Origin of the sequence: Massilia sp. 2TAF26 (assembly GCF_052115005.1) — a bacterium.
In the GTDB taxonomy this organism is placed as follows: domain Bacteria; phylum Pseudomonadota; class Gammaproteobacteria; order Burkholderiales; family Burkholderiaceae_D; genus Telluria.
Window position 1 is genome coordinate 199,075 of sequence record NZ_JBFRFV010000007.1, and the last position, 21,871, is coordinate 220,945.

The 21,871-nt window shown below is 65.6% G+C and carries 18 protein-coding genes; 8 read left to right on the plus strand and 10 right to left on the minus strand.

The genetic code is table 11. The features are described from left to right. Window positions 1-7: 7 nt before the first annotated feature. A complete protein-coding gene (gene prpB / locus AB4Z32_RS10025; RefSeq protein WP_442121696.1) occupies window positions 8-898 on the minus strand; it encodes a methylisocitrate lyase in 891 nt (296 codons plus the stop codon). A gap of 268 nt (window positions 899-1,166) precedes the next feature. Here prpB and AB4Z32_RS10030 point away from each other — a divergent pair, with 268 nt between their 5' ends. Both AB4Z32_RS10030 and AB4Z32_RS10035 read left to right on the plus strand, forming a co-directional pair. Next, entirely contained in the window at window positions 1,167-2,780 is a 1,614-nt protein-coding gene (locus AB4Z32_RS10030) for a M20/M25/M40 family metallo-hydrolase (RefSeq protein WP_442121697.1), read from the plus strand. 2 nt (window positions 2,781-2,782) lie between these two features. Beyond that, a complete protein-coding gene (locus tag AB4Z32_RS10035) occupies window positions 2,783-3,898 on the plus strand; it encodes an alpha/beta fold hydrolase (protein WP_442121698.1) in 1,116 nt (371 codons plus the stop codon). 7 nt (window positions 3,899-3,905) lie between these two features. Here the strand turns inward: AB4Z32_RS10035 and AB4Z32_RS10040 are convergent, their stop codons facing one another. The 3 genes from AB4Z32_RS10040 to AB4Z32_RS10050 all read right to left on the minus strand — a co-directional run bounded on the left by AB4Z32_RS10040 (window position 3,906) and on the right by AB4Z32_RS10050 (window position 6,359). Further along, on the minus strand, window positions 3,906-4,271 hold the full coding sequence (locus AB4Z32_RS10040) for a VOC family protein (RefSeq protein WP_442121699.1): 366 nt from the start codon (window positions 4,269-4,271) through the stop codon (window positions 3,906-3,908). Between the two features lie 76 nt (window positions 4,272-4,347). Beyond that, the gene (locus tag AB4Z32_RS10045) at window positions 4,348-6,009 is read right to left on the minus strand and encodes a cation acetate symporter (RefSeq protein ID WP_442121700.1); all 1,662 of its coding nucleotides are present in this window, start codon (window positions 6,007-6,009) and stop codon (window positions 4,348-4,350) included. Further along, window positions 6,006-6,359, minus strand: coding sequence for a DUF485 domain-containing protein (locus tag AB4Z32_RS10050; protein WP_442121701.1), 354 nt, complete (start codon window positions 6,357-6,359; stop codon window positions 6,006-6,008). Before AB4Z32_RS10050 ends, AB4Z32_RS10045 begins: the two co-directional genes overlap by 4 nt. Window positions 6,360-6,470: 111 nt before the next feature. Between AB4Z32_RS10050 and prpR the strand changes: the two genes are divergently transcribed. The 3 genes from prpR to AB4Z32_RS10065 all read left to right on the plus strand — a co-directional run bounded on the left by prpR (window position 6,471) and on the right by AB4Z32_RS10065 (window position 10,768). Beyond that, a complete protein-coding gene (gene prpR / locus AB4Z32_RS10055) occupies window positions 6,471-8,099 on the plus strand; it encodes a propionate catabolism operon regulatory protein PrpR (protein ID WP_442121702.1) in 1,629 nt (542 codons plus the stop codon). A gap of 94 nt (window positions 8,100-8,193) precedes the next feature. Next, on the plus strand, window positions 8,194-9,579 hold the full coding sequence (locus AB4Z32_RS10060; RefSeq protein WP_442121703.1) for a pyridoxal-phosphate dependent enzyme: 1,386 nt from the start codon (window positions 8,194-8,196) through the stop codon (window positions 9,577-9,579). Between the two features lie 10 nt (window positions 9,580-9,589). Beyond that, window positions 9,590-10,768: a trans-sulfuration enzyme family protein gene (locus AB4Z32_RS10065; protein ID WP_442121704.1), complete on the plus strand. Its 1,179-nt coding sequence runs from the start codon at window positions 9,590-9,592 to the stop codon at window positions 10,766-10,768. A 26-nt stretch (window positions 10,769-10,794) separates the two neighbouring features. Here AB4Z32_RS10065 and AB4Z32_RS10070 read toward each other — a convergent pair whose 3' ends face one another. The 4 genes from AB4Z32_RS10070 to clpS all read right to left on the minus strand — a co-directional run bounded on the left by AB4Z32_RS10070 (window position 10,795) and on the right by clpS (window position 18,589). Then, window positions 10,795-14,190, minus strand: a complete 3,396-nt coding sequence (locus AB4Z32_RS10070; protein ID WP_442121705.1) for a S41 family peptidase — start codon at window positions 14,188-14,190, stop codon at window positions 10,795-10,797. 91 nt (window positions 14,191-14,281) lie between these two features. Continuing rightward, on the minus strand, window positions 14,282-15,859 hold the full coding sequence (locus tag AB4Z32_RS10075; protein ID WP_442121706.1) for a methyl-accepting chemotaxis protein: 1,578 nt from the start codon (window positions 15,857-15,859) through the stop codon (window positions 14,282-14,284). Between the two features lie 130 nt (window positions 15,860-15,989). Then, a complete protein-coding gene (gene clpA / locus AB4Z32_RS10080) occupies window positions 15,990-18,290 on the minus strand; it encodes an ATP-dependent Clp protease ATP-binding subunit ClpA (protein WP_442121707.1) in 2,301 nt (766 codons plus the stop codon). Then, a complete protein-coding gene (gene clpS / locus AB4Z32_RS10085; RefSeq protein ID WP_027864722.1) occupies window positions 18,287-18,589 on the minus strand; it encodes an ATP-dependent Clp protease adapter ClpS in 303 nt (100 codons plus the stop codon). Before clpS ends, clpA begins: the two co-directional genes overlap by 4 nt. 344 nt (window positions 18,590-18,933) lie before the next feature. On the opposite strand from clpS, the gene AB4Z32_RS10090 reads away from it, so the two are divergent. Beyond that, the gene (locus tag AB4Z32_RS10090; protein ID WP_060566744.1) at window positions 18,934-19,137 is read left to right on the plus strand and encodes a cold-shock protein; all 204 of its coding nucleotides are present in this window, start codon (window positions 18,934-18,936) and stop codon (window positions 19,135-19,137) included. Window positions 19,138-19,197: 60 nt separating this feature from the next. Here AB4Z32_RS10090 and AB4Z32_RS10095 read toward each other — a convergent pair whose 3' ends face one another. Together AB4Z32_RS10095 and icd are read right to left on the minus strand one after the other, a co-directional pair. Next, complete coding sequence (locus AB4Z32_RS10095; protein WP_442121708.1) at window positions 19,198-19,368, minus strand: hypothetical protein; 171 nt, start codon at window positions 19,366-19,368, stop codon at window positions 19,198-19,200. 51 nt (window positions 19,369-19,419) lie between these two features. Next, a complete protein-coding gene (gene icd, locus AB4Z32_RS10100; protein ID WP_442121709.1) occupies window positions 19,420-20,676 on the minus strand; it encodes an NADP-dependent isocitrate dehydrogenase in 1,257 nt (418 codons plus the stop codon). An 81-nt stretch (window positions 20,677-20,757) separates the two neighbouring features. Here icd and AB4Z32_RS10105 point away from each other — a divergent pair, with 81 nt between their 5' ends. After that, window positions 20,758-21,336, plus strand: a complete 579-nt coding sequence (locus tag AB4Z32_RS10105; RefSeq protein WP_442121710.1) for a pseudouridine synthase — start codon at window positions 20,758-20,760, stop codon at window positions 21,334-21,336. Window positions 21,337-21,442: 106 nt separating this feature from the next. Beyond that, entirely contained in the window at window positions 21,443-21,640 is a 198-nt protein-coding gene (locus AB4Z32_RS10110; RefSeq protein WP_442121711.1) for a hypothetical protein, read from the plus strand. Window positions 21,641-21,871 lie beyond the last annotated feature (231 nt).

Genomic DNA, 21,871 nt, shown 5'->3' on the forward strand with positions numbered 1-21,871 from the left:
CGATGAATTATTTGGCTTTGTTCTGGGCAAACAGGGCATCGAGCTTCTGCTCGAAGCTATGGTAATCGATGCGGTCGTACAGTTCGGCGCGGGTCTGCATGGTGTCGACCACGCTCTTCTGGGTGCCTTCGCGGCGGATGGTCTCGTAGACGTTCTCGGCGGCCTTGTTCATGGCGCGGAAAGCCGACAGCGGATACAGCACGATGTCGACGTCGGCACCTTTCAACTCTTCGACGCTGAACAGCGGGGTCGCGCCGAATTCGGTGATGTTCGCGAGGATCGGCACCTTGACCGCCTTCTTGAACTGGGCGTACATCTCCAGGCTGGTGATCGCTTCCGGGAAGATCATGTCGGCGCCGGCTTCGACGCAGGCGACCGCGCGCTCCACGGCCTTGTCCAGGCCCTCGACGGCCAGCGCATCGGTGCGCGCCATGATGACGAAGTTGTCGTCGGTACGGGCGTCGACGGCGGCTTTCACGCGGTCGACCATCTCGCCCTGGCTGACGATCTCCTTGCCCGGCCGGTGGCCGCAGCGCTTGGCGCCGACCTGGTCTTCGATATGGCAGGCGCCGGCGCCGGCCTTGATCAGCGAGCGCACGGTGCGGGCCACGTTGAAGGCGGACGAGCCGAAGCCGGTGTCGATGTCGACCAGCAGCGGCAGGTCGCAGACGTCGGTGATGCGGCGCACGTCGATCAGCACGTCTTCCAGGCCCGAGATGCCGAGGTCGGGCAGGCCCAGGGAGCCGGCAGCCACGCCGCCGCCCGACAGGTAGATCGCGCGGTAGCCGGCGCGCTTGGCCAGCAGGGCGTGGTTGGCGTTGATCGCGCCGATCACCTGCAGCGGATGTTCTTCCTGCACGGCCTGGCGGAATTTGGCGCCTGCGGAGAGTTGGCTCATGTCCTCTTACCTTTCAATGATGCGTTGACGGGAATATGCCCTCACTAATGCAAACGGCGTGCCAAGCCAATCGCTGGCGCCTTGCCCCGTGTTTTCAAGCACTTGCGCCGTTTCGCCCTGCGTGTTTCGGCATCGATGTTTCACGAACGTTTCATTTTGAAACATCGTTGCGCAACACGCAAGCCTGGATCCTGTTCGCACAGCTGAGTTGCTCAGGCGTAGAATCCCCTGCGCAATTCCTTTTTGACAAAAACAACCAAGAGGATCTATGTGCGACATTCGTAAGGCCGGCCTGCTCGCCGGCATCGCCCTGCTCTGCTTCGGCGCCCATGCCGAACCGGTCGACGCCAACACCATCAACCGCATCGCCGACGAAGGCTATAACCGTGGCCAGGTCGTGAACCTGGCCGCCTACCTGAGCGACCGCATCGGCGGCCGCATGACCAATTCGCCGTCGATGCGCCAGGCGGAAAAGTGGACCCAGCAGATGTTCACGAGCTGGGGCCTGAAGAATGTCCACGCCGAAGGCTACGATTTCGGGCGCGGCTGGTGGATCGAATCCTCGAGCGTGCGCATGGTGGCGCCGCGGCCGCTGGCCCTGACCGCGATCCCGGTGGCCTGGACACCGGCGACCCGTGGCACCGTGAGCGCGACTATCGTGGTGGCGCCGGTCCGCAACGTGCGCGACCTGGCCCAGTACAAGGGCAAGGTGAAAGGCAGGATCGTGCTGGTCAGCTATCCGGAGGTGCCGAAGGACGACACCAGCGCCACCTTCAAGCGCTACGACGAGGCCGAACTGGGCAAGTTGTCGACCTACGACCAGCCGCACTACGATCCGGACCAGTCGTTCGACCTGTACAAGAAATACTTCGAGCAGGCGCGCGAGATCGACCGCTTCATGGCGGCGGAAGGAGCGGTCGCGCTGGTCAAGATGTCCTACCGTAACGGCGGCCTGGTGCAGGGCGAAGGCTACTTCCACCGCAAGGGCGACACCGTCTCCCTGCCCGAAGTCGAGATGGCGGCCGAAGACTACCGCCGCCTGGCGCGCCTGGCCAAGGTCGGCGAAGTGAAGCTCGAACTGAACAGCAATGTCCACTTCGACGACCGCGACACGAACGCCTACAACATCCTGGCCGAGATCCCGGGCAGCGATCCCCAGGCCGGCTACGTGATGGCCGGCGCCCACCTCGACAGCTGGGTGGCCGGCGACGGCGCCGCCGACAACGGCGCCGGCTCGGTGGTGGTGATGGAAGCGGCGCGCATCCTCTCGCAGCTGGGCGTGAAACCCAAGCGCACCATCCGCTTTGCGCTGTGGTCGGGCGAGGAACAAGGCCTGCTGGGCTCCCTCGCCTATATCAAAAATCACATCGCGACCCGCCCGCGCCCGAGCAATCCGGAGCACGCCAAACTGCCCGAATTCATGTGGGAGACCTACCCGGTCACGCCGCTGCCCGGCTATGACGAGATGGCCGCCTACTTCAACCTCGACAACGGCTCGGGCAAGATCCGTGGTATCTATGCCGAGGGTAACTTCGCGGCGATACCTGTGCTGAAGAACTGGCTCGCTCCCTTCGACAGCCTGGGTGCGAACAAGGTCGTGGCCAAGAAGACCGGCGGCACCGACCACCAGATCATGGCCGGCATGGGCCTGCCCGCCTTCCAGTTCATCCAGGACCCGCTCGACTACGGTTCGCGCGTGCACCATTCGAACCTCGACACCTTCGACCACCTGCGCACCGAAGACCTGCGCCAGGCCGCGGTGATCATGGCCACCGTGCTGCTGCAGGCGGCCGAGAGCGACACACCGATGCCGCGCAACGTGCTGCCGAAGCAGCCGACGCCGACCGATCCCTTCCACTACCGCGATCCGGCCAAGGAATGAGGATGAGGCGCGCATACGCATCGCTTGCCTGCGCGCTGCTGCTGACCGGTCCGGGTGCGAACGCCCGGGCCGACGGCATCGCCAGCCGCGCCGAGGCGGTGAAGATCGTCGCCGACATGCGCCGCATCGTCACCCCGCAGGGCATCGAAAGGAATCAGGCGGTCAGGATCGGCGGCATCGAGCAGTGGATCAGTGTGCGCGGCGCCGACCGCCGCAACCCGGTGCTGCTGATGCTGCACGGCGGCCCGGGCTATGTGGCGATGCCGACCAGCTGGTACTTCCAGCGCGGCTGGGAAGAGTATTTCACGGTCGTGCAATGGGACCAGCGCGGCGCCGGCAAGACCTATGCCGCCAACGATCCGGGCAAGGTAGCGCCGACCATGACCCGCGCCCGCATGCTGGCCGACGCCGAGGAGATGGTGGCCTGGCTGCGCAAGGAATTCGGCAAGCAGCGCATCTACGTGATGGGGCACTCATGGGGCAGCTCGCTCGGTATCGAACTGGCGCAGCGCCATCCTGACTGGCTGCACGCCTATATCGGCATCGGCCAGATCACGGATGCGCCGGAAAGCGAGCGGCGCGGCTGGCGCTTCGCGATGGATGCGGCGAAGAAGGAGAACAATCTCGAGGCGGTGCGCGAGCTGGAATCGATCGCGCCCTACGCCCAGCCGGGCAAGCAGGTAGCACTGAAGGACCTCTACCTGCAGCGCAAATGGCTGGGCCGCTACGGCGGCGCGGTGTATGGCAGGACCGGCTTCGACGCCGAGGCGGCCGCGGTGAAGCTGTCGCCGGAATACACGGATGCGGATTTGAAGACCATCTGGGACGCCACCGAATTCTCGTCCAGCCGCCTGCTGGCGGAGACGATCTCGATGGACTTCAGCGGCTACACGACATTCCGCTGCCCGATCCTGATCTTCAACGGACGGCACGACTACAACGTGTCCTCATCGGCCACCGCGGAATGGTTCGGGAAGGTGAAGGCGCCGTCGAAGCGGCTGGTGTGGTTCGAGCATTCGGCCCACGAGATCTTCAACGAGGAGCCGGGGAAGACCCTGGTGTCGCTGGTGCGCCATGCGCGGCCGTTTGCGGAGAAGGCGGGCGACGTCGCGCCCTGACGCAGCTTCAGCGGCGCTGCTGGAAGACCAGCGTGTTTCCGCTCGGGTCGTCGACGTAGAATTCGCGGGTGCCCCAGGTCTGCTCGAGCGGGCCGGCGTGCACCGGCGACTCCGGCCGGGTGGGCGGATTCAATCCGCGCGCGACGAAGCCTGAAAACAGGGCATCCACGTCCTCGCACAGGACGATGACGCTGGAATGGCCGAAGCGGCCTTCCCCGGGCGTCAGGTTCAGGTGCAGCTCTTCCTTGCCCCTGGCCAGGCCCGCGTAGCACGCGGATTCCCCGGGCCAGCTGAAGCGCAGCTCGAAATCGAGCACGCGCGTATAGAAGGCGATGGCTTCCTGGATGTCGCGCACGACCAGTATCGGTATCATCTTCCCCGCCCCTTCCCAAATAAAGAACCCGAAGGCCGGAAACCGGCTTTCGGGTTCAGTGTACAGCAGCGGCGGATCAGTGTGCCGATGCGGCGGCGGCGCCGATACCAGTCTCCGAACGCACTTCCTGCGCCTCGAAACCAGCCTTGTCGATCGCCGCGCGCGGGCTCTTGTCGGTGATCGAGAACAGCCACACGCCCACGAAGCCGACGATCATCGAGAACAGGGCCGGCGAGGTGTACGGGAAGATCTCGGTCTTGTTGTGGAAGACGTCGACCCACACCGATTTCGACAGCACGGTCAGGCCCACGGCCGTGATCAGGCCCAGGAAGCCGCCGATGGTGGCGCCGCGGGTGGTGCACTTGCTCCACAGGACCGACATGAACAGCACCGGGAAGTTGGCCGAGGCGGCGATCGCGAAGGCCAGCGACACCATGAAGGCGACGTTCACGGTTTCGAACACATAGCCCAGGCCCACGGCGATGATGCCGAGGATGATGGTGGTGATCTTCGAGACGCGCAGTTCGCTGCCCGGGGCCGGCTGGCCCTTCTTGATGACGGTGGCGTAGATGTCGTGCGAGACGGCCGAGGCGCCCGACAGGGTCAGGCCGGCCACCACCGCGAGGATGGTCGCGAAGGCCACGGCCGAAATGAAGCCGAGGAAGACGTCGCCGCCGACCGCGTTCGCCAGGTGCACGGCCGCCATGTTGTTACCGCCCAGGAGCTTGCCTGCCGCATCCTTGAAGGCCGGGTTGGTACCGACCAGCACGATCGCGCCGAAGCCGATGATGAAGGTCAGGATGTAGAAGTAGCCGATCCAGGTGGTGGCCCACAGCACCGACTTGCGCGCTTCCTTGGCGCTCGGGACGGTGAAGAAGCGCATCAGGATGTGCGGCAGCCCGGCGGTGCCGAACATCAGCGCCATGCCGAAGGAGATGCCGGAGATCGGGTCCTTGATGAAGTTACCCGGGCCCATGATCGAGTCCTTCTTGGCGTGCACTTCGACGGCCTTGGCGAACAGCGCTTCCGGGCTGAAGTTGTACATGGCCAGCACCGAGAACGCCATGAAGGAGGCGCCCGCCAGCAGCATCACGGCCTTGATGATCTGGACCCAGGTGGTGGCGGTCATGCCGCCGAACAGCACGTACACCATCATCAGGATACCGACCAGCACCACGGCGATGCTGTAGTCCAGGCCGAACAGCAGCTTGATCAGCTGGCCGGCGCCGACCATCTGGGCGATCAGGTAGAACAGCACGGTGACCAGGGTGCCCGAGGCGGCGAACATGCGCACCGGTTTCTGGGCGAAGCGGTAGGCGGCGACGTCGGCGAAGGTGAAACGGCCCAGGTTGCGCAGGCGCTCGGCCATCAGGAAGGTGATGACGGGCCAGCCGACCAGGAAGCCGATCGCATAGATCAGGCCATCGAAGCCGTTGGCGAACACCGCGGCCGAGATGCCCAGAAAAGAAGCGGCCGACATGAAGTCGCCGGCGATGGCGAGACCGTTCTGGAAGCCGGTGATGCCGCCGCCCGCAGTGTAGAAGTCGGACGCCGAGCGGGTGCGCTTGGCGGCCCACTTGGTGATGAACAGGGTCAGGATGACGAACACGGCGAACATCGTGATCGCGGTCCAGTTGGTGGCCTGCTTGGTGGCCTGGCCCAGGTCGGGCGCGGCGATGGCGGCGTTGGCGGCCGCCAGGACGGCCAGCGCGCTGGCGTTACGGATCAGGTTCTTCATGCTGCGCGCACCTTGTTCGGCTGGTTGGTCTGTGCGGGCTGGCCGGCGGCGGCATTGCGCTGGATGGCGTCGGTCAGGGCGTCGAATTCCTTGTTCGCGCGGCGCACGTAGATGCCGGTGACGACGACCGTGAACAGGATCACGAACAGGCCCAGGGGCACGCCCCAGGACATCACGCCCGCACCGATGCGGGAACCCATGAATTCCTTGTCGAAGGCGTTCAGCAGGGTGAAGCCGTAATACACGACCATCACGGCCCAGGTCAGCATCCAGCCGTAGCGGGAGCGGGTCTTGACCAGCTTCTGGTAATTCGGGTCGTTCTTGACCCGTTGAACAATGTCTTGATCCACTTTTGTCTCCAATACTTTTAGTGATGCCTTTTATGCAGGCTGTTTGCGATCCTACGGGCCGGTCCTTACCCGATTCTTACGGCATGGGTCGGATTCCACTACACTTGCGATATGAGTCATCCCACCCGCACCCTGCACGAGGGCCTCGACAAGCCTGTGATCTGGACCGTTTCCGTGTCCCGCCTGTCCGATCTGTTCCGCGACATCACCCTCGAATACGACCACCTGGCCCAGATCGAGCCGCTGCACCTGGGCTTCGACGACGCCGCGCGCCATATCCGCGAACGCATGGCGCTTGAGCACTGCGACGTCGTGATCGCGGCCGGCTCCAACGCCGCCTACCTGAAGGGACGGGTCTCGGTGCCGGTGGTGGCGGCGAAGGCCAGCGGCAGCGACGTGATGCAGGCGCTGGCGCGGGCGCGCCGCCTGTCGCCGCGGGTCGCGGTGATCAGCTACCAGCAGCCGATGCCGGAATTGGCGGAGTTCGCCGCCACCTTCGGCCTGTCCATCGTCCAGCGCACCTATGTGACCGAGGAGGATGCGCGCGCCGCCATCGACGAGCTGAAAGCGGACGGGATCGGGGCGATTGTCGGCGCCGGCCTGATTACCGACCTGGCCGAGGAAGCCGGCCTGAAGGCGGTGTTCGTGTATTCGGCGGCCTCGATCCGCCAGGCCTTCGACGATGCGCTGGAGATGGCGCGCCTGACCCGCCTGGAAGCGGGGCGCGGACGGCGCGGCAGCCCCGATCCGCGGCGCGCGCGGCGCGGCCTGAACGACCTGCGCGGCGACTCGCCGGCGATGGAGAGGCTGCGCCAGGCCGTGGTGCTGTACGCACGTTCGCCGGCCACGGTGCTGATCCAGGGCGAGACCGGCAGCGGCAAGGAGCTGGTGGCCCAGGCCATCCACCGCGAGAGTCCGCGCCGCGGCGCCCTGCGTCCCTTCGTCGCCGTGAACTGCGGCGCGATCGCCGAGTCGCTGCTGGAATCCGAGCTGTTCGGGCACGAGGAAGGCGCCTTCACCGGTGCGCGGCGCGGCGGGCGCGCCGGCCTGTTTGAAGCGGCCAACGGCGGCACCCTGTTCCTGGACGAGATCGGCGAGATGCCCCTTAGCCTGCAGACCCGCCTGCTGCGCGTGCTGGAAGAACGCGAAGTGATGCGGGTGGGCGGCACGCGGCCGGTGCCGATCGACGTGCGGGTGATCAGCGCCACCCACTGCGACCTCGACGCCCGCGTGCGCGAGGGACGCTTCCGCGCCGACCTGTTCTACCGCCTGGCGGTACTGCGCCTGGCGCTGCCGCCCCTGCGCGAGCGCCGCGCCGACATCCCGCAGCTGGCCGAATGGTCGCTGAAGAACGCAATGGCGGCCCTCAGCGCTCGTCCGCATCCGAACCAGGCCGCCGAGATCGCCGCCTGTGCGCCGCTCCTGCAGGCCTATGCCTGGCCGGGCAATGTGCGCGAGCTGCGCAACCTGATGGAGAGGCTGGCGCTGTTCCTGGCGGCCGAACCGCTGCAGGCCCTGACGCCGGCCTTCCTGCTGTCGGTAGCGCCGGAGCTGGGCCAGGCCCTGCCCTCGCCGGCTCCGGCCCCGTCCGCTCCCCCGCCCGCCGCGGCCGTTCTTCCATCGCCGCATGAAAGCGTGGCCGAGGTGCTGGCCCGTTTCGGCGGCCAGCGCGACGCCGCAGCCCGCCACCTGGGGATCAGCCGGACCACGCTGTGGCGGCGCCTGAAATCCGGCGCCTGACTTTCCTCAAAAGAGTTAATCTTCCCCAAGCCGGGACGCCAACAGGCGTCCTATGCTCGTCTTTTTTTGACGACCTGGCCACCTTGGAGGAGATATGGAAACCGCGCAACCCGCGTCATCCGCTGCAATCTTTTCGCTGATCGGCAACACCCCGCTGGTCGAGGTCACCCGGATGGACACCGGCCCCTGCCAGTTATTTCTCAAGCTGGAGTCCCAGAATCCCGGCGGTTCCATCAAGGACCGCATCGGCCGCGCCATGATCGAGGCCGCGGAAAAGGATGGCCGCCTGCAGCCGGGCGGCACGGTGGTCGAGGCCACCGCCGGCAATACCGGCCTCGGCCTGGCCCTGGTGGCCCGCATCAAGGGCTACCGCGTGGTGCTGGTGGTGCCGGACAAGATGGCGGCCGAAAAAGTCCTGCACCTGAAGGCCCTCGGCGCCGAGATCCACCTGACCCGCTCGGACGTCGGCAAGGGCCATCCCGAGTACTACCAGGACTATGCCGCGCGCCTGGCCCGCGAGATTCCCGGCGCCTGGTTCGCCGACCAGTTCAACAATCCGGCCAACCCCTGGGCCCACGAGACCACCACCGGTCCCGAGATCTGGGAACAGATGCGGCATGAGGTGGACGCCATCGTGGTCGGGGTCGGTTCTTCCGGCACCCTCACCGGCCTGTCGCGCTACTTCGAGAAGGTGCAGCCGGCGCTCGAATTCGTGCTGGCCGACCCCGAGGGTTCGATCCTGGCCGAGTACGTGCGTACCGGGCGCGTGTCCGAGGTGTCGGGCTCGTGGGCGGTCGAGGGCATCGGCGAGGATTTCATTCCGGCGATCGCCGACCTGTCGCGGGTGCGCCGCGCCTACTCCATCGGCGACGAGGAAAGCTTCAACACCGCGCGCGCCCTGCTGCGCCAGGAAGGCTTGCTGGCCGGTTCCTCGACCGGCACCCTGCTGGCGGCCGCCCTGCGCTACTGCCGCGAGCAGACCACGCCGAAGCGCGTGGTCACCTTCGTGTGCGACACCGGCACCCGCTACCTCACCAAGGTCTACAGCGACGGCTGGATGGTCGACCAGGGCCTGCTGCACCGGCCGCGTACCGGCGACCTGCGCGACCTGATCGGGCGCCGCTTTGACGACGGCGAAGTCGTCACCGTGTCCCCGACCGACCCGCTGCTGACCGCCTTCAACCGCATGCGAAGCGCCGACCTGGCCCAGCTGCCGGTCATCGACAAGGGCCGCCTGGTCGGACTGATCGACGAATCCGACCTGCTGCTGCACGTGACGCAAGACCAGCAACACTTCCAGGCCCCGGTATCCGGCACCATGACTTCCGAGCTGCAGACCCTGCCGCCTTCGGCCGGCATGCAGCAGTTGCGCGAGATTCTCGACCGCGGCCTGACCGCCGTGATCGCGGAAGGCGATCATTTCTACGGGCTGATCACGCGCTTCGACCTCCTCAACCACCTGCGCAGAACATTGAAATGAAATGAGTGAAATGAACGATAGAGAAAGCAAGCGCCATCTGGCCACCCGCGTCATCCACGGCGGCCAGGCGCCCGACCCCGCCACCGGCGCGGTGATGCCGCCCATCTACGCGACCTCGACCTTTGCCCAGGAAAGCCCGGGCGTGCACAAGGGCCTCGACTACGGCCGCTCGCACAACCCGACCCGCTGGGCGCTGGAACGCTGCGTGGCCGACATCGAAAGCGGCGGCGCGGCCTTCGCCTTCGCGTCCGGCCTGGCCGCCATCTCCGCGGTGCTGGAACTGCTGCCCGCCGGCTCCCACATCGTGGCCGGCGACGACATGTACGGCGGCACCTACCGCCTGTTCGAAAGGGTGCGCCGCCACAGCGCCGGCCACGATTTCACCTACGTCGACCTGACCGATCCGCTGGCCGTCGCCAATGCCCTGCGTCCGGAAACAAAGATGGTGTGGGTGGAGACGCCGACCAACCCGATGCTGAAGCTGGCCGACCTGCACGCCATCGCCACCCTGTGCCGCGAGCGCGGCGTCCTCAGCGTGTGCGACAACACTTTCGCCAGCCCCATCGTCCAGCGTCCGCTGGAGCACGGCATCGACATCGTGGTGCACTCGACCACCAAGTACATGAACGGCCATTCGGACGTGATCGGCGGCGTCGCCGTGGTGGGCCTTGAGCCGCGCCACCAGCAGCTGCGCGAGCGCCTCGGCTTCATCCAGAACGCGGTGGGCGCGATCCAGGGACCGTTCGACAGCTTCCTGGTGCTGCGCGGGATCAAGACCCTGGCGCTGCGGGTCGAGCGCAGCTCGGCGAATGCGCTGGAACTGGCGGGCTGGCTGGAAAGCCAGCGCAAGGTCAGCCGGGTGTTCTATCCCGGCCTGGCCTCGCATCCCCAGCACGAGCTGGCGCGGCGCCAGATGCACGGCTACGGCGGCATCATCTCGATCGACCTCGATACCGACCTGGCCGGGGCGCGCCGCTTTCTGGAACATTGCGAGATCTTCACCCTGGCCGAGAGCCTGGGCGGGGTCGAGAGCCTGATCGAGCACCCGGCCATCATGACCCATGCGACCATCCCGCCGGAGCAGCGGGCGCTGCTCGGCATCGGCGACGGCCTGATCCGGCTGTCTGTCGGCATCGAGCACATCGACGACCAGCGCGCCGATCTGGCGCGGGCGCTGGCCGCCGTTTGAGCACTCAATGAGTGCTCAATGAGCGCTCAGCGCTTCAGGGCCGGAATCGCCGCCGGTTTCAACGGCTTCACCGGCTCTTCCTTCATCTTCTTCTCCAGCAGCTCGAGGGCCACCTCGAGCTGGCGGTCGCGCCCGTTGAAGGTCTCGAAAGGCAGGTTGTCGACCTCGACATCCGGGGTCACGCCGACGCCTTCGATCAGCCACTCGCCATCGGTCGAGAACTGGCCGTTCTCGGCGACCCGCGCCATGCCGTTATCGAGCAGGCCGTTGCCGTCGCTGAGCCAGACGCCGGCGCCGGCGGTGCGCTTGCCGACCAGCGGGCCGAGCTTCAGGGCCTTGACGCCGGCGGCGAAGGTCTCGCCGTCCGAATAGGTCAGCTCGTCCGTCAGCACCACCAGGTGGCCGCGGAAGGTGTTCTGCATGTTCGAGTAGGGCTGCTTGCCGTTCGAAGACCAGAAGGCCCAGGCGCGCCGCAGCAGCTTTTCGATGATCCAGCTGTCGATGTTGCCGCCGTTATTGCGGCGCACGTCGATGATCAGGCCATCCTTGTTGATGTTGGCGTAGAAGTCGCGCGCGAAGGCGTTGATGTCGCGCGCCACCATCGCCCGCAGGTGCAGGTAGCCGATCTTGCCTTTCGAGGCGCTGTCGACCTGCTGGGCCCTGCCCTGCTCCCAGTCGGCGTAGCGCAGGCTGGCATGGGTCGCCATCGTGACCGGGGTGACGATGACGGCGCGCAGTTCAGCTTTACCCCGCGCATCCTTGGCGCCCGGGCTCTTCACGTTCAGCAGCACCTGCTTGCCGGCGGTGTCCAGCAGCAGGTCGGAAATGTCGCGCGCTTCCAGCAGCGACTTGCCGTTGACGGCCGTGATGATGTCGCCTTCCCTGACCTGGACGTCCGGCGCGGCCAGCGGACCGGCCTCGGACGGCAGCTCCGGCTCGCTGCGGTAGACGTGGTCGACGCGGTAACCGTCGGCCACCCGGGTCAGCACCGCGCCCAGGCTGGCGGGCGTGCCCTCGGCGGGCGCGCGGCGCACGTCGCCCGGACGGATCTGCGAGTGCAGCGCGCCGACCTCGCCGATCATCATGCCCAGCACGTCGTCCAGTTCGGCGCGGTCGGTCACGCGCTCGACCAGCGGCGCATAGCGCGTACGCGCGGCGTTCCAGTCGATGCCGCGCATGTTGGCGTCGTACAGGAAGTCGCGGTGCATGCGCCAGGCGTCGTTGAACATCTGCTTCCATTCCATGCGCGGGTTCGAGCTGACCGCCCAGTCGTCGACCTTGACCTTGGACTTCGTGAGATCCGCGGGCGCCTTGGCGGCGGCGTCGACAATCAGCATGTCGCCCGGCGCGCCCTTGGCGAAAGTCCGGTAGAAGACGTGCTTGCGGTCGGTGGACAGGCCGAATTCGCGCACATTGGCGGCGAAGGTTTCGGGTTGCGGGCTGCTGCGCGAAATGGCGAGGGTCTTGAGGGTGCCCTTGGCGCGCTCGTCGTCGCCGGCGTCCAGCAGGTAGAGACGCTTGTCGTCGACGGCGAGGGCGCTGTAGTTGCCCGGTGCGAGCGGCACTTCGTACAGGCGCTCGCGCAGGCCCTCGTACACGATCGGAGGCAGCGGCGCCGCCGGTTTGTCGGCACCCGCCCTGGCTTCCGCCGCCGCTGCGGCGGCGGCGACTGCCGCGCTCTTGGCGGCATCCGCCTCGTCCGCGCCGGGCGACTTCACGGCCGCCTTGGCCGCCGCCTCCGGCGACTTCTCTTCCGGCTTGGTCAGCTCGTCTTCCGGCTTGAACGGGAAGCGCACCCCGGGCTGCAGCGCCAGCGCATACACGCCCACGCGCTTGTCGAACACCGGGCCCATATTGCGGTCGCCCCAGGGCGAGGCATTGCCCAGGTTGAAGTGGCGCGCGGAGAGGAAGTACAGCCACTTACCGTCCGGCGAGAAGGCCGGCGAGCTGGCTTCGTAGCGGTCGGTGGTGACGAAGCTGAGCTTGCGGCTGGCCAGGTTCAGCATGCCGATCTGGCTGCGCCGTTCGCTGCTGCCGTCGCGCACGAAGGCCAGGTTGCGGCTGTCCGGCGACCAGACCACCTGGTCCGGACGCTCGAGGCCGGCCTGGCCGGCATCGTCGATGATGACGTTGGCCTTGCTGGCCAGGTCGAGCAGCCAGGTGCGGCCCTTCTTGTCGGTGTGCGCCAGCCATTTGCCGTCCGGGGACGGGTAAAGGCCCAGGCGGTGGCTGGCGCCGTCCGTGGTCAGGCGTTCGCCGTGGCCGGAACCGTCGGCCGCATAGCGCCAGATCTCGTTCTCGCCGCTGGTGTCGGCGATGGCATAGATCCACTTGTCGTCGTGGCTGAAGACGGCGCCGCGGGCACGCGCGCCTTCCGGCACCGCGATCTCGACGCGGCGATGGCTGCCGGTGCCGGCGATCGTCACCCTGCCGCGGGCGGTGAGGACGATGCGATCAAGCTTGCTGGCGACCTCGATGCCGGTCAGGGCGTCGAGCGGCGACTTCACGCGGCGCAGGCGCTGCTGGTCGAAGTCGGACACCAGGCTGGCGTGGACCAGCGAATCGCGCCCGCTCGCGATATCGAACACGTGCAGGTCGGCGCCCAGCTGGTAGGCGATGCGTCCATCGCCGAGCGAGGCGGTGCGCACGTCCCATTCCTTGTGCTGCGTGAGCTGGCGGCGGTCGCTGCCGTCCGGGAGCGAGGTCCACAGATTGTCGGCGCCGTTCGCATCGCTGATGAAGTACAGGCGGCCGTTCCACCACATGGCGTGGCGGTTGTTGGCCCGATTGTCAAGAGATTCGCCCTTGAACAGCGGCTCGGCCTCGGTCTTCGAACCCAGGTCGAAGCGCCACAGCCGGGCATGGGCGCCGCCGCGGTAGGATTTCACGTTGTCGCGGGTCTCGGACAGGCCCATGCGCGTGAAGTAGACGGTGCGCCCCAGATCGTCCAGCACGGCGTCGTTGGCGTCGGCGAGCGGCAGCACGCGGCGCGTGAGCTTGACCGGATCGAGCACGGCGACCACGCGGCGCTTGCTCGGGCCGACCGGGTTGTCGATGGCGACCAGGACTTCGCCCTGGGCCGTCCAGCCGAGCACGCTCACGCCGCCATTCTCGAAGGTGATGCGCTTCGGCAGTCCGCCTTCGATCGGCATCACATAGGCTTCCTGGGCGCCCTCGTAGGAAGCGACGAAGGCGACCAACTTGCCGTCCTGGGAAATGGCGGCATGGGTTTCGCTCGACGGGTGGGTGGTCAGGCGGGTCGCCTTGCCGCCGGCGATGGATGTGCGCCAGAGGTCGCCTTCGGCGGTGAACACGATGGTATCGCCGCGCACGGCGGGGAATCGGACATAGGGATCGGCGGCGACCGCCTGCTGGCCGATGAGGGCCAGCGACATTGCGAGGAGGGTGCGGGACACGTTCATGTTCACTAGGCAAGTTTGCTAAAGAACATGAGTTTGCCATAGCGAAACGCTTAGTTGGCGTGCATACGTGCAAAAAAGAGTGGCGTTGACCTCAGGCCGGCAACAGCCGCGCCTCCCTGCCCTGCTCCCTCACCTTGAAGGTCGAGACCACGCCGGTCAGCTGCTCGGCCTGGGCGCGCATGGTGCCGGCGGCGGCCGCGGCCTGCTCGACCATCGCCGCGTTCTGGCGGGTCGCCTCGTCCATCTCCGCGATCGTGCGGCGCACCTGGGCGATGCCCTCGGCCTGCTCGGAGCTGGCGGCATCGATGGCGGCCAGCAGGTCGGCCACCTGCTGCACGCGCTCGAGGATCTGGCGCATCGTCAGGCCGGCCGCGCCGGCAATCCCGGCGCCCGATTCGATGGCGCCGAGCGATTCCGCGATCAAGCTCTTGATTTCCTTGGCGGCCGCGGCCGAATGCTGGGCCAGGCTGCGCACCTCGTTCGCCACCACGGCAAAGCCGCGGCCTTCGGCGCCGGCGCGCGCCGCCTCCACCGCCGCGTTCAGGGCCAGGATATTGGTCTGGAAGGCGATCCCGTCGATCATCGCGGTGATGTCGCCGATCCTGGCGGCCGACTGGCGGATCGTCGCCATGCGCTCGACCATCTGCTCGACCGCGCCCGCGCCTTCGCGCGCCACGCCGGATGCCGCCAGGGCCAGTTCGCTGGCATCGTGGGCGTTCACGTGATTCTGCTGCACCGCCTCGGTCAGCTCGGCCATCGAGCGCACGGTGGCATGCAGGCTGCTGGCCTGCTGCTCGGTGCGCTGCGACAGGTCGCGGTTGCCGGCGGCGAGGTCGGCCGAGGCGTCGTCGATCATGCGCGCGCTGTCGAGCACTTTGACGACGGTGGCGGAGACGCCGCCGGTCATGTGGTTGAGGGCGTCGAACAGGCGCCCGATCTCGTCGCCGCGCGCGTGGCGGATGGTGGCGCTGAGGTCGCCGCGGGCGACCCGTTCGGCCAGCCGCACGGCGTCCTGCAGCGGCGCGACGATGCTGCGCGTGAGCAGCCAGCCGGCCAGGCCGCCGAGCAGCAGCGCGGCGCCGCCGACGCCCAGCAGCAGGACGCGGCTGAACAGCGAGGCGCTTTCCGATGCCGCGGCCAGCGCGTGGGCCTGGCGGGTCTGGTGGGCCAGCAGCGCCCCCAGCGCCCGGGTATAGGCATCGAAGGTGGCGGAGAGGCTGGTGGATGCGAGCTGTTCGACCTCGACGGTCTTGCCGAGGTCCTTGGCCTGGAAGACCTGTTGGCGCACCTTCATGTAGGCGGCCTTGTCGGCGGCGGCCTGCTGCTGCAGCTTGCGCTCGTCCGCGCTGGTGGCCAGCGCCGCGATGCGCGATTCGAGTCTGGTGGCCTCCTGCTCGCCCTGGCCGAGCTGGGCCTGGAAATAGTCGCCGACTTCGAGGCTGTCGCTGCGGGCGATGGCGACGGCGCGCATGCCGTTCAGGCGCGCCACGCCGAGCAGTTCGGAACTCAGCTGCTGGCCGGCCAGGCGGTTGTTGACGAGATCGCTGGTCAGGGCATCGGCGGCCTGCATGCGCCACAGGGCGACGGCGCAGATGACGGCGATGGCGGCAGAGACGACGGCGAAAGCGCCGAGGATCTTGGTACCGGTCTGGAGCTTGGCAAGTCGCATGGGAGCAATGCTGGTTAAATTGCCGCCCAGTATAGGATTGCATTATGACAATCCGATGACGAAAAAAAAAGCCCGCACGCGGCGGGCTTCCTGTGGCGGGGCGAACCCCGCGCACATTGTTACGTACTCGTTACTCGATCTCGACCGTTTCGACCGGCTCCGGCGGCGGCGGGACGTCGCCTTCCGGGAACTCGAGGAAGACGTCGTCCTTCTCGTTCAGGTCCACCGTCACGCGTCCGCCGTTGACCAGGCGGCCGAACAGCAGCTCGTCGGCCAGCGCCTTGCGGATCATGTCCTGGATCAGGCGCGACATCGGACGGGCGCCCATCTGCGGATCGAAGCCCTTCTTCGCGAGGAACTTGCGCAGCTTCTCGCTGAAGATGGCTTCCACCTTCTTCTCGTGCAGCTGCTCTTCCAGCTGCATCAGGAACTTGTCCACGACGCGCAGGATGATTTCCTCGTCCAGCGCGCGGAAGCTGATGATGGCATCCAGGCGGTTGCGGAACTCCGGCGTGAACATGCGCTTGATGTCGGCCATCTCGTCGCCTGCCGCCTTCGAATCCACGAAGCCCACCGAGCGCTTGGTCAGGCTCTCGGCGCCCGCATTCGTGGTCATGATGATGATCACGTTGCGGAAGTCCGCCTTGCGGCCGTTGTTGTCGGTCAGCGTGCCATGGTCCATCACCTGCAGCAGGATGTTGAAGATGTCCGGATGGGCCTTCTCGATCTCGTCCAGCAGCAGCACCGCGTGCGGCTTCTTGGTGATGGCCTCGGTCAGCAGGCCGCCCTGGTCGAAGCCGACATAGCCCGGCGGCGCACCGATCAGGCGCGACACCGCATGGCGTTCCATGTACTCCGACATGTCGAAGCGCACCAGCTCGATGCCGAGGATGAAGGCCAGCTGCTTGGCCACCTCCGTCTTGCCGACGCCGGTCGGTCCGGAGAACAGGAAGGAGCCGATCGGCTTGTCCTGTTTGCCCAGGCCCGCGCGGGCCATCTTGATCGCGGCCGACAGCGCCTCGATCGCCGGATCCTGCCCGAACACGACGTTGCGCAGGTCGCGGTCGATGGTCTGCAGCTTGCTGCGGTCGTCCTGGTTGACGGTCTGCGGTGGAATCCGCGCAATCTTCGCGATGATGTCCTCGATCTCGGTCTTGCCGATGGTCTTCTTCTGCTTCGACTTCGGCAGGATGCGCTGGGCCGCGCCCGCTTCGTCGATCACGTCGATCGCCTTGTCCGGCAGGTGACGGTCATTGATGAAGCGCGCCGCCAGTTCCGCCGCGGTGGAGAGTGCCGACGACGAGTACTTCACGCCGTGGTGCTCCTCGAAGCGCGACTTCAGGCCGCGCAGGATCTGCACGGTCTGCTCGACCGAAGGCTCGTTGACGTCGACCTTCTGGAAGCGGCGGCTGAGCGCATGGTCTTTCTCGAACACGCCGCGGAATTCCGTGAACGTCGTCGCGCCGATGCACTTCAGCTGGCCGTTCGCCAGGGCCGGCTTCAGCAGGTTCGAAGCGTCGAGCGTGCCGCCCGAAGCCGAACCGGCGCCGATGATCGTGTGGATCTCGTCGATGAAGAGGATGCCGTTCGGCATATCCTTCAGCTGCTTGAGCACCGCTTTCAGACGCTGCTCGAAGTCGCCGCGGTACTTGGTGCCGGCCAGCAGCGCGCCCATGTCCAGCGAATACACGACGGCATTCTGCAGGATGTCGGGCACGTCTTCCTGGACGATGCGCCATGCCAGGCCTTCCGCGATCGCGGTCTTGCCGACCCCGGCCTCGCCCACCAGCAGCGGGTTGTTCTTGCGGCGGCGGCACAGGATCTGGATCACGCGATCCACTTCCTCTTCGCGGCCGATCAGCGGATCGATGCGGCCATCGGCGGCAGCCTTGTTCAGGTTCTGGGTGAACTGGTCCAGCGGGCTTTCCTTGGCCTGGCCTTCGACCTGGGCCTCTTCCACGCCTTCCGACGCCTTCTGGCTGTCGATCTGCTGGTCCTTGCGCACGCCGTGCGAGATGAAATTGACCACGTCGAGACGGGTCACGCCCTGCTGGTGCAGGTAGTAGACGGCATGCGAGTCCTTCTCGCCGAAGATCGCCACCAGCACATTCGCGCCGGTCACTTCCTTCTTGCCGTTCGAGGCGGATTGCACGTGCATGATCGCACGCTGGATCACGCGCTGGAAGCCAAGGGTCGGCTGGGTATCGACCTCGCCCGTGCCCGGCACGGTCGGGGTATTGTCGCCGATGAAATTCGTCAAGGTCTTACGCAGGTCTTCGATGTTGACCGCGCATGCACGCAGGACTTCAGCGGCCGACGGGTTGTCGAGCAGCGCCAGCAGCAGGTGTTCGACCGTGATGAACTCGTGACGAGCCTGCCGCGCTTCGACAAAGGCCATATGTAAAGAGACTTCTAATTCCTGCGCAATCATACTTCCTCCATCACGCACTGCAGGGGGTGACCTGCCTTACGCGCATGCGTTAATACAAACTCCACTTTGGTACACGCTATATCTTTGGAAAACACGCCGCACACCCCTTTACCATGGCGATGTACGGAAAGCATGATCTGCGTCGCCGTCTCGCGATCCTTGTTGAAGTACTCCTGGATGATGGCGACCACGAATTCCATCGGCGTGTAGTCGTCATTCAGCAGCGCCACCTGATACAGGGGGGGTGGCTTTACGGTCTGCCGCTCCAGCAGCTGTTCGGTATCGTGCTTGGTTGCCATAAGAGTATTCTAAGATGCTTTCGCTGTTCGTGCGTACGTTAACAATCAGGGACAATTGAGGGAATCCCCCTATGCAATCCCATGTGCTTTCCATCTTACGCGTTTTCCCAACTGAGCGCAGATGGCGGTCCGATTGTAAAAATCAAGAGCTTGTTGCAAAGCAGTAGTGAATGTTTTTACAACACCCGTTCAAAAGCGCTTGACTTACAAGATTATTGCACCAACAATGCAAACATTGACATGTACTTATGTACTTGTTGATAAGAAGTGAGCAGGCTGAGGAGGGGGCAAGAAGCTTCTTGCTTTTATGGCTCGTGTGATTAGTTTTTATTTGAAAGTTTTTTATGGCAACTGGTACTGTTAAATGGTTCAATGATTCCAAGGGTTTTGGCTTCATCACTCCTGATGACGGCGGCGAGGATCTGTTCGCGCACTTCTCCGCAATCAATATGGCCGGTTTCAAGACCCTCAAAGAAGGTCAGAAAGTCCAATTCGAAGTCACGCAAGGCCCTAAAGGCAAGCAAGCTTCCAATATCCAGGGCGTGTAATCTCCCTCGGAAGCCAGAAAGCCCCGCTGCGGCGGGGCTTTTTTTCTTGGGCGCAGTCTCTCAGCCGCTGCGCCCCGCTCCCCAGGCGCAACCCTCCACCAGCGCCGCAAGCAGTTCCGGCGTGCCTCGCAGAATCTCCTCGACCTCAGGCCCATCCAGCGCCGCCTTCTCGTCCATGCGTTTGATGAAGGTCTCGTAGCGCTCAGCCAGCTGCCTGGCGCTGGACGCCATAGATCAGCTTGCCGATCCGTTCGTAAAAAGGTAGGTCGGCCATGCCGCGTCTCAACCCATGTAGTCGATCATGACCTCGCCGAAGCCCGAGCAGGAGACCTGGGTCGCGCCCTCCATCAGGCGCGCGAAGTCGTAGGTGACGCGCTTCGACATGATCGCCTTCTCCATCGAGCTGATGAGCAGGTCGGCCGCCTCGGTCCAGCCCATGTGACGCAGCATCATCTCGGCCGACAGGATCAGCGAACCCGGGTTCACATAATCCTTGCCCGCATACTTGGGCGCGGTGCCGTGGGTCGCTTCGAACATCGCCACCGAATCCGACATATTGGCGCCTGGCGCGATACCGATGCCGCCGACCTGGGCCGCCAATGCGTCCGAAATATAGTCGCCGTTCAGATTCAGGGTCGCGATCACGCTGTACTCGGCCGGGCGCAGCAGGATCTGCTGCAGGAAGGCGTCGGCGATCGAATCCTTGACGACGATGTCGCGGCCGGTCTTCGGGTTCTTGAACTTGCACCACGGACCGCCATCGACCAGCTCGGCGCCGAATTCGCGCTGGGCCAGCGCATAGCCCCAGTCGCGGAAGCCGCCTTCCGTGTACTTCATGATATTACCCTTGTGGACCAGGGTCACCGAAGGCTTGTCGTGGTCGATCGCATACTGGATCGCCTTGCGCACCAGGCGCTCGGTGCCTTCGCGCGAGACCGGCTTGACGCCGATGCCCGAGGTCTGCGGGAAGCGGATCTTCCTGACGCCCATCTCGTTGACGAGGAAGTCGATGATCTTCTTCGCGCCCTCCGACTCGGCGGCCCACTCGATGCCGGCGTAGATGTCTTCCGAATTTTCCCTGAAGATGACCATGTCGGTCTTCTGCGGCTCCTTCAGCGGCGAAGGCACGCCGGTGAAGTAGCGCACCGGGCGCAGGCAGACGTAGAGGTCCAGCTCCTGGCGCAGCGCCACGTTCAGCGAGCGGATGCCGCCGCCGACCGGGGTCGTCAGCGGGCCCTTGATCGACACCACATATTCTTTCACCGCATCGAGGGTCTCCGGCGGCAGCCAGACGTCGGGGCCGTAGATCCGGGTCGACTTCTCGCCGGCGAAGATCTCCATCCAGCTGATCTTGCGCCGCCCGCCATAGGCCTTCGCCACCGCCGCGTCGACCACCTTCAGCATCACCGGAGTGATGTCGACGCCCGTGCCGTCACCCTCGATGTAGGGGATGACCGGCTGGTCCGGGACGTCCAGGGAAAAGTCGGGCTTGACGGCGATCTTCTGGCCTTCGGTGGGTACTTTAATATGTTCGTACATCGTGTTCTCCGTAGGGGCGCGCTGGGCTGCGATAATCACAATATTGATGACGATTGCTATTTTGCTCTAAAAACCGATTACATGTCCCTCATCTTATTCAACAAGCCATTCCAGGTACTCTGCCAGTTCAGCGCCGAGCCGGGCCGCGCCTCGCTGGCCGATTACATCGATATCCCGAATATCTACCCGGCCGGCCGCCTCGACGCCGACAGCGAAGGCCTGATGCTGCTCACCGACGACGGCCGCCTGCAGCACCGCATCGCCCATCCGGACCAGAAGGAAGCCAAGACCTATATCGTGCAGGTGGAAGGCGCGGCCGACGCCGAACTGCTGGCGCGCCTGCAGGCGCCGCTCGACCTGGGCGACTTCGTGACCAAGCCCTGCCGCGCGGTGCAGATCGCCGAACCCGAATGGCTGTGGCCGCGCAATCCGCCGATCCGCGTGCGCCATGACAAGCCGACCAGCTGGATCGCCATCACGCTCGAGGAAGGAAAGAATCGCCAGGTGCGGCGCATGACGGCCGCGGTCGGACTGCCGACCTTGCGCCTGGTGCGCACCAGCATCGGCCCGTTCTCGCTGGCCAGCCATCCGCTGATGCCGGGCGACTGGATGGAAGTGCCGGCGGAGGCCGTCGGTGCCGGAAAGGCGAAGAAAGGCTGAGGGTTGACTTGCCTCAAGGGCAAGACCCTCATCCCGAAAGGAATGCCTGCCGTTAACGAGCCAGATTCACGTCGTGGATCGATTTCTTAACGAAAAGGAACCCGAAATGTCCAAACTCATCGCTGGACTGTTTGCTTCGCTGTTCGCCGTTTCCGTGTTCGCCGCCATCCCGGCAGCCGCGCCCGCAGCCGCACCGGCCGCGTCGCCGGCGGAGCCGGCCGCCGTCGCACCGAAGAAAGCCAAGAAGATGAAAAAGACCAGGAAAACCGCAGCCCCCGCGATGCCATCCGAACCGGCCAGGTAAGCACCGGCGCCGGACAAGCAAGGCAGGCCGCGGCCTGCCTTTTTTCAAATTCGGGGTCAGAGCACTTTTTTTGGCAAGATCCTCACGGCATCCCTGCTGGGCGATTAGTCGCGATGGAAGGCTGGACCTGCCCTATCCCAGCGCTGAAGCATGCGCCTGGGCAGTTGCCCAAAAAAGTGCTCTGACCCCGAAGTTGGCAAACGAAAAAACCCGCCGGACCGGGGTCGGGCG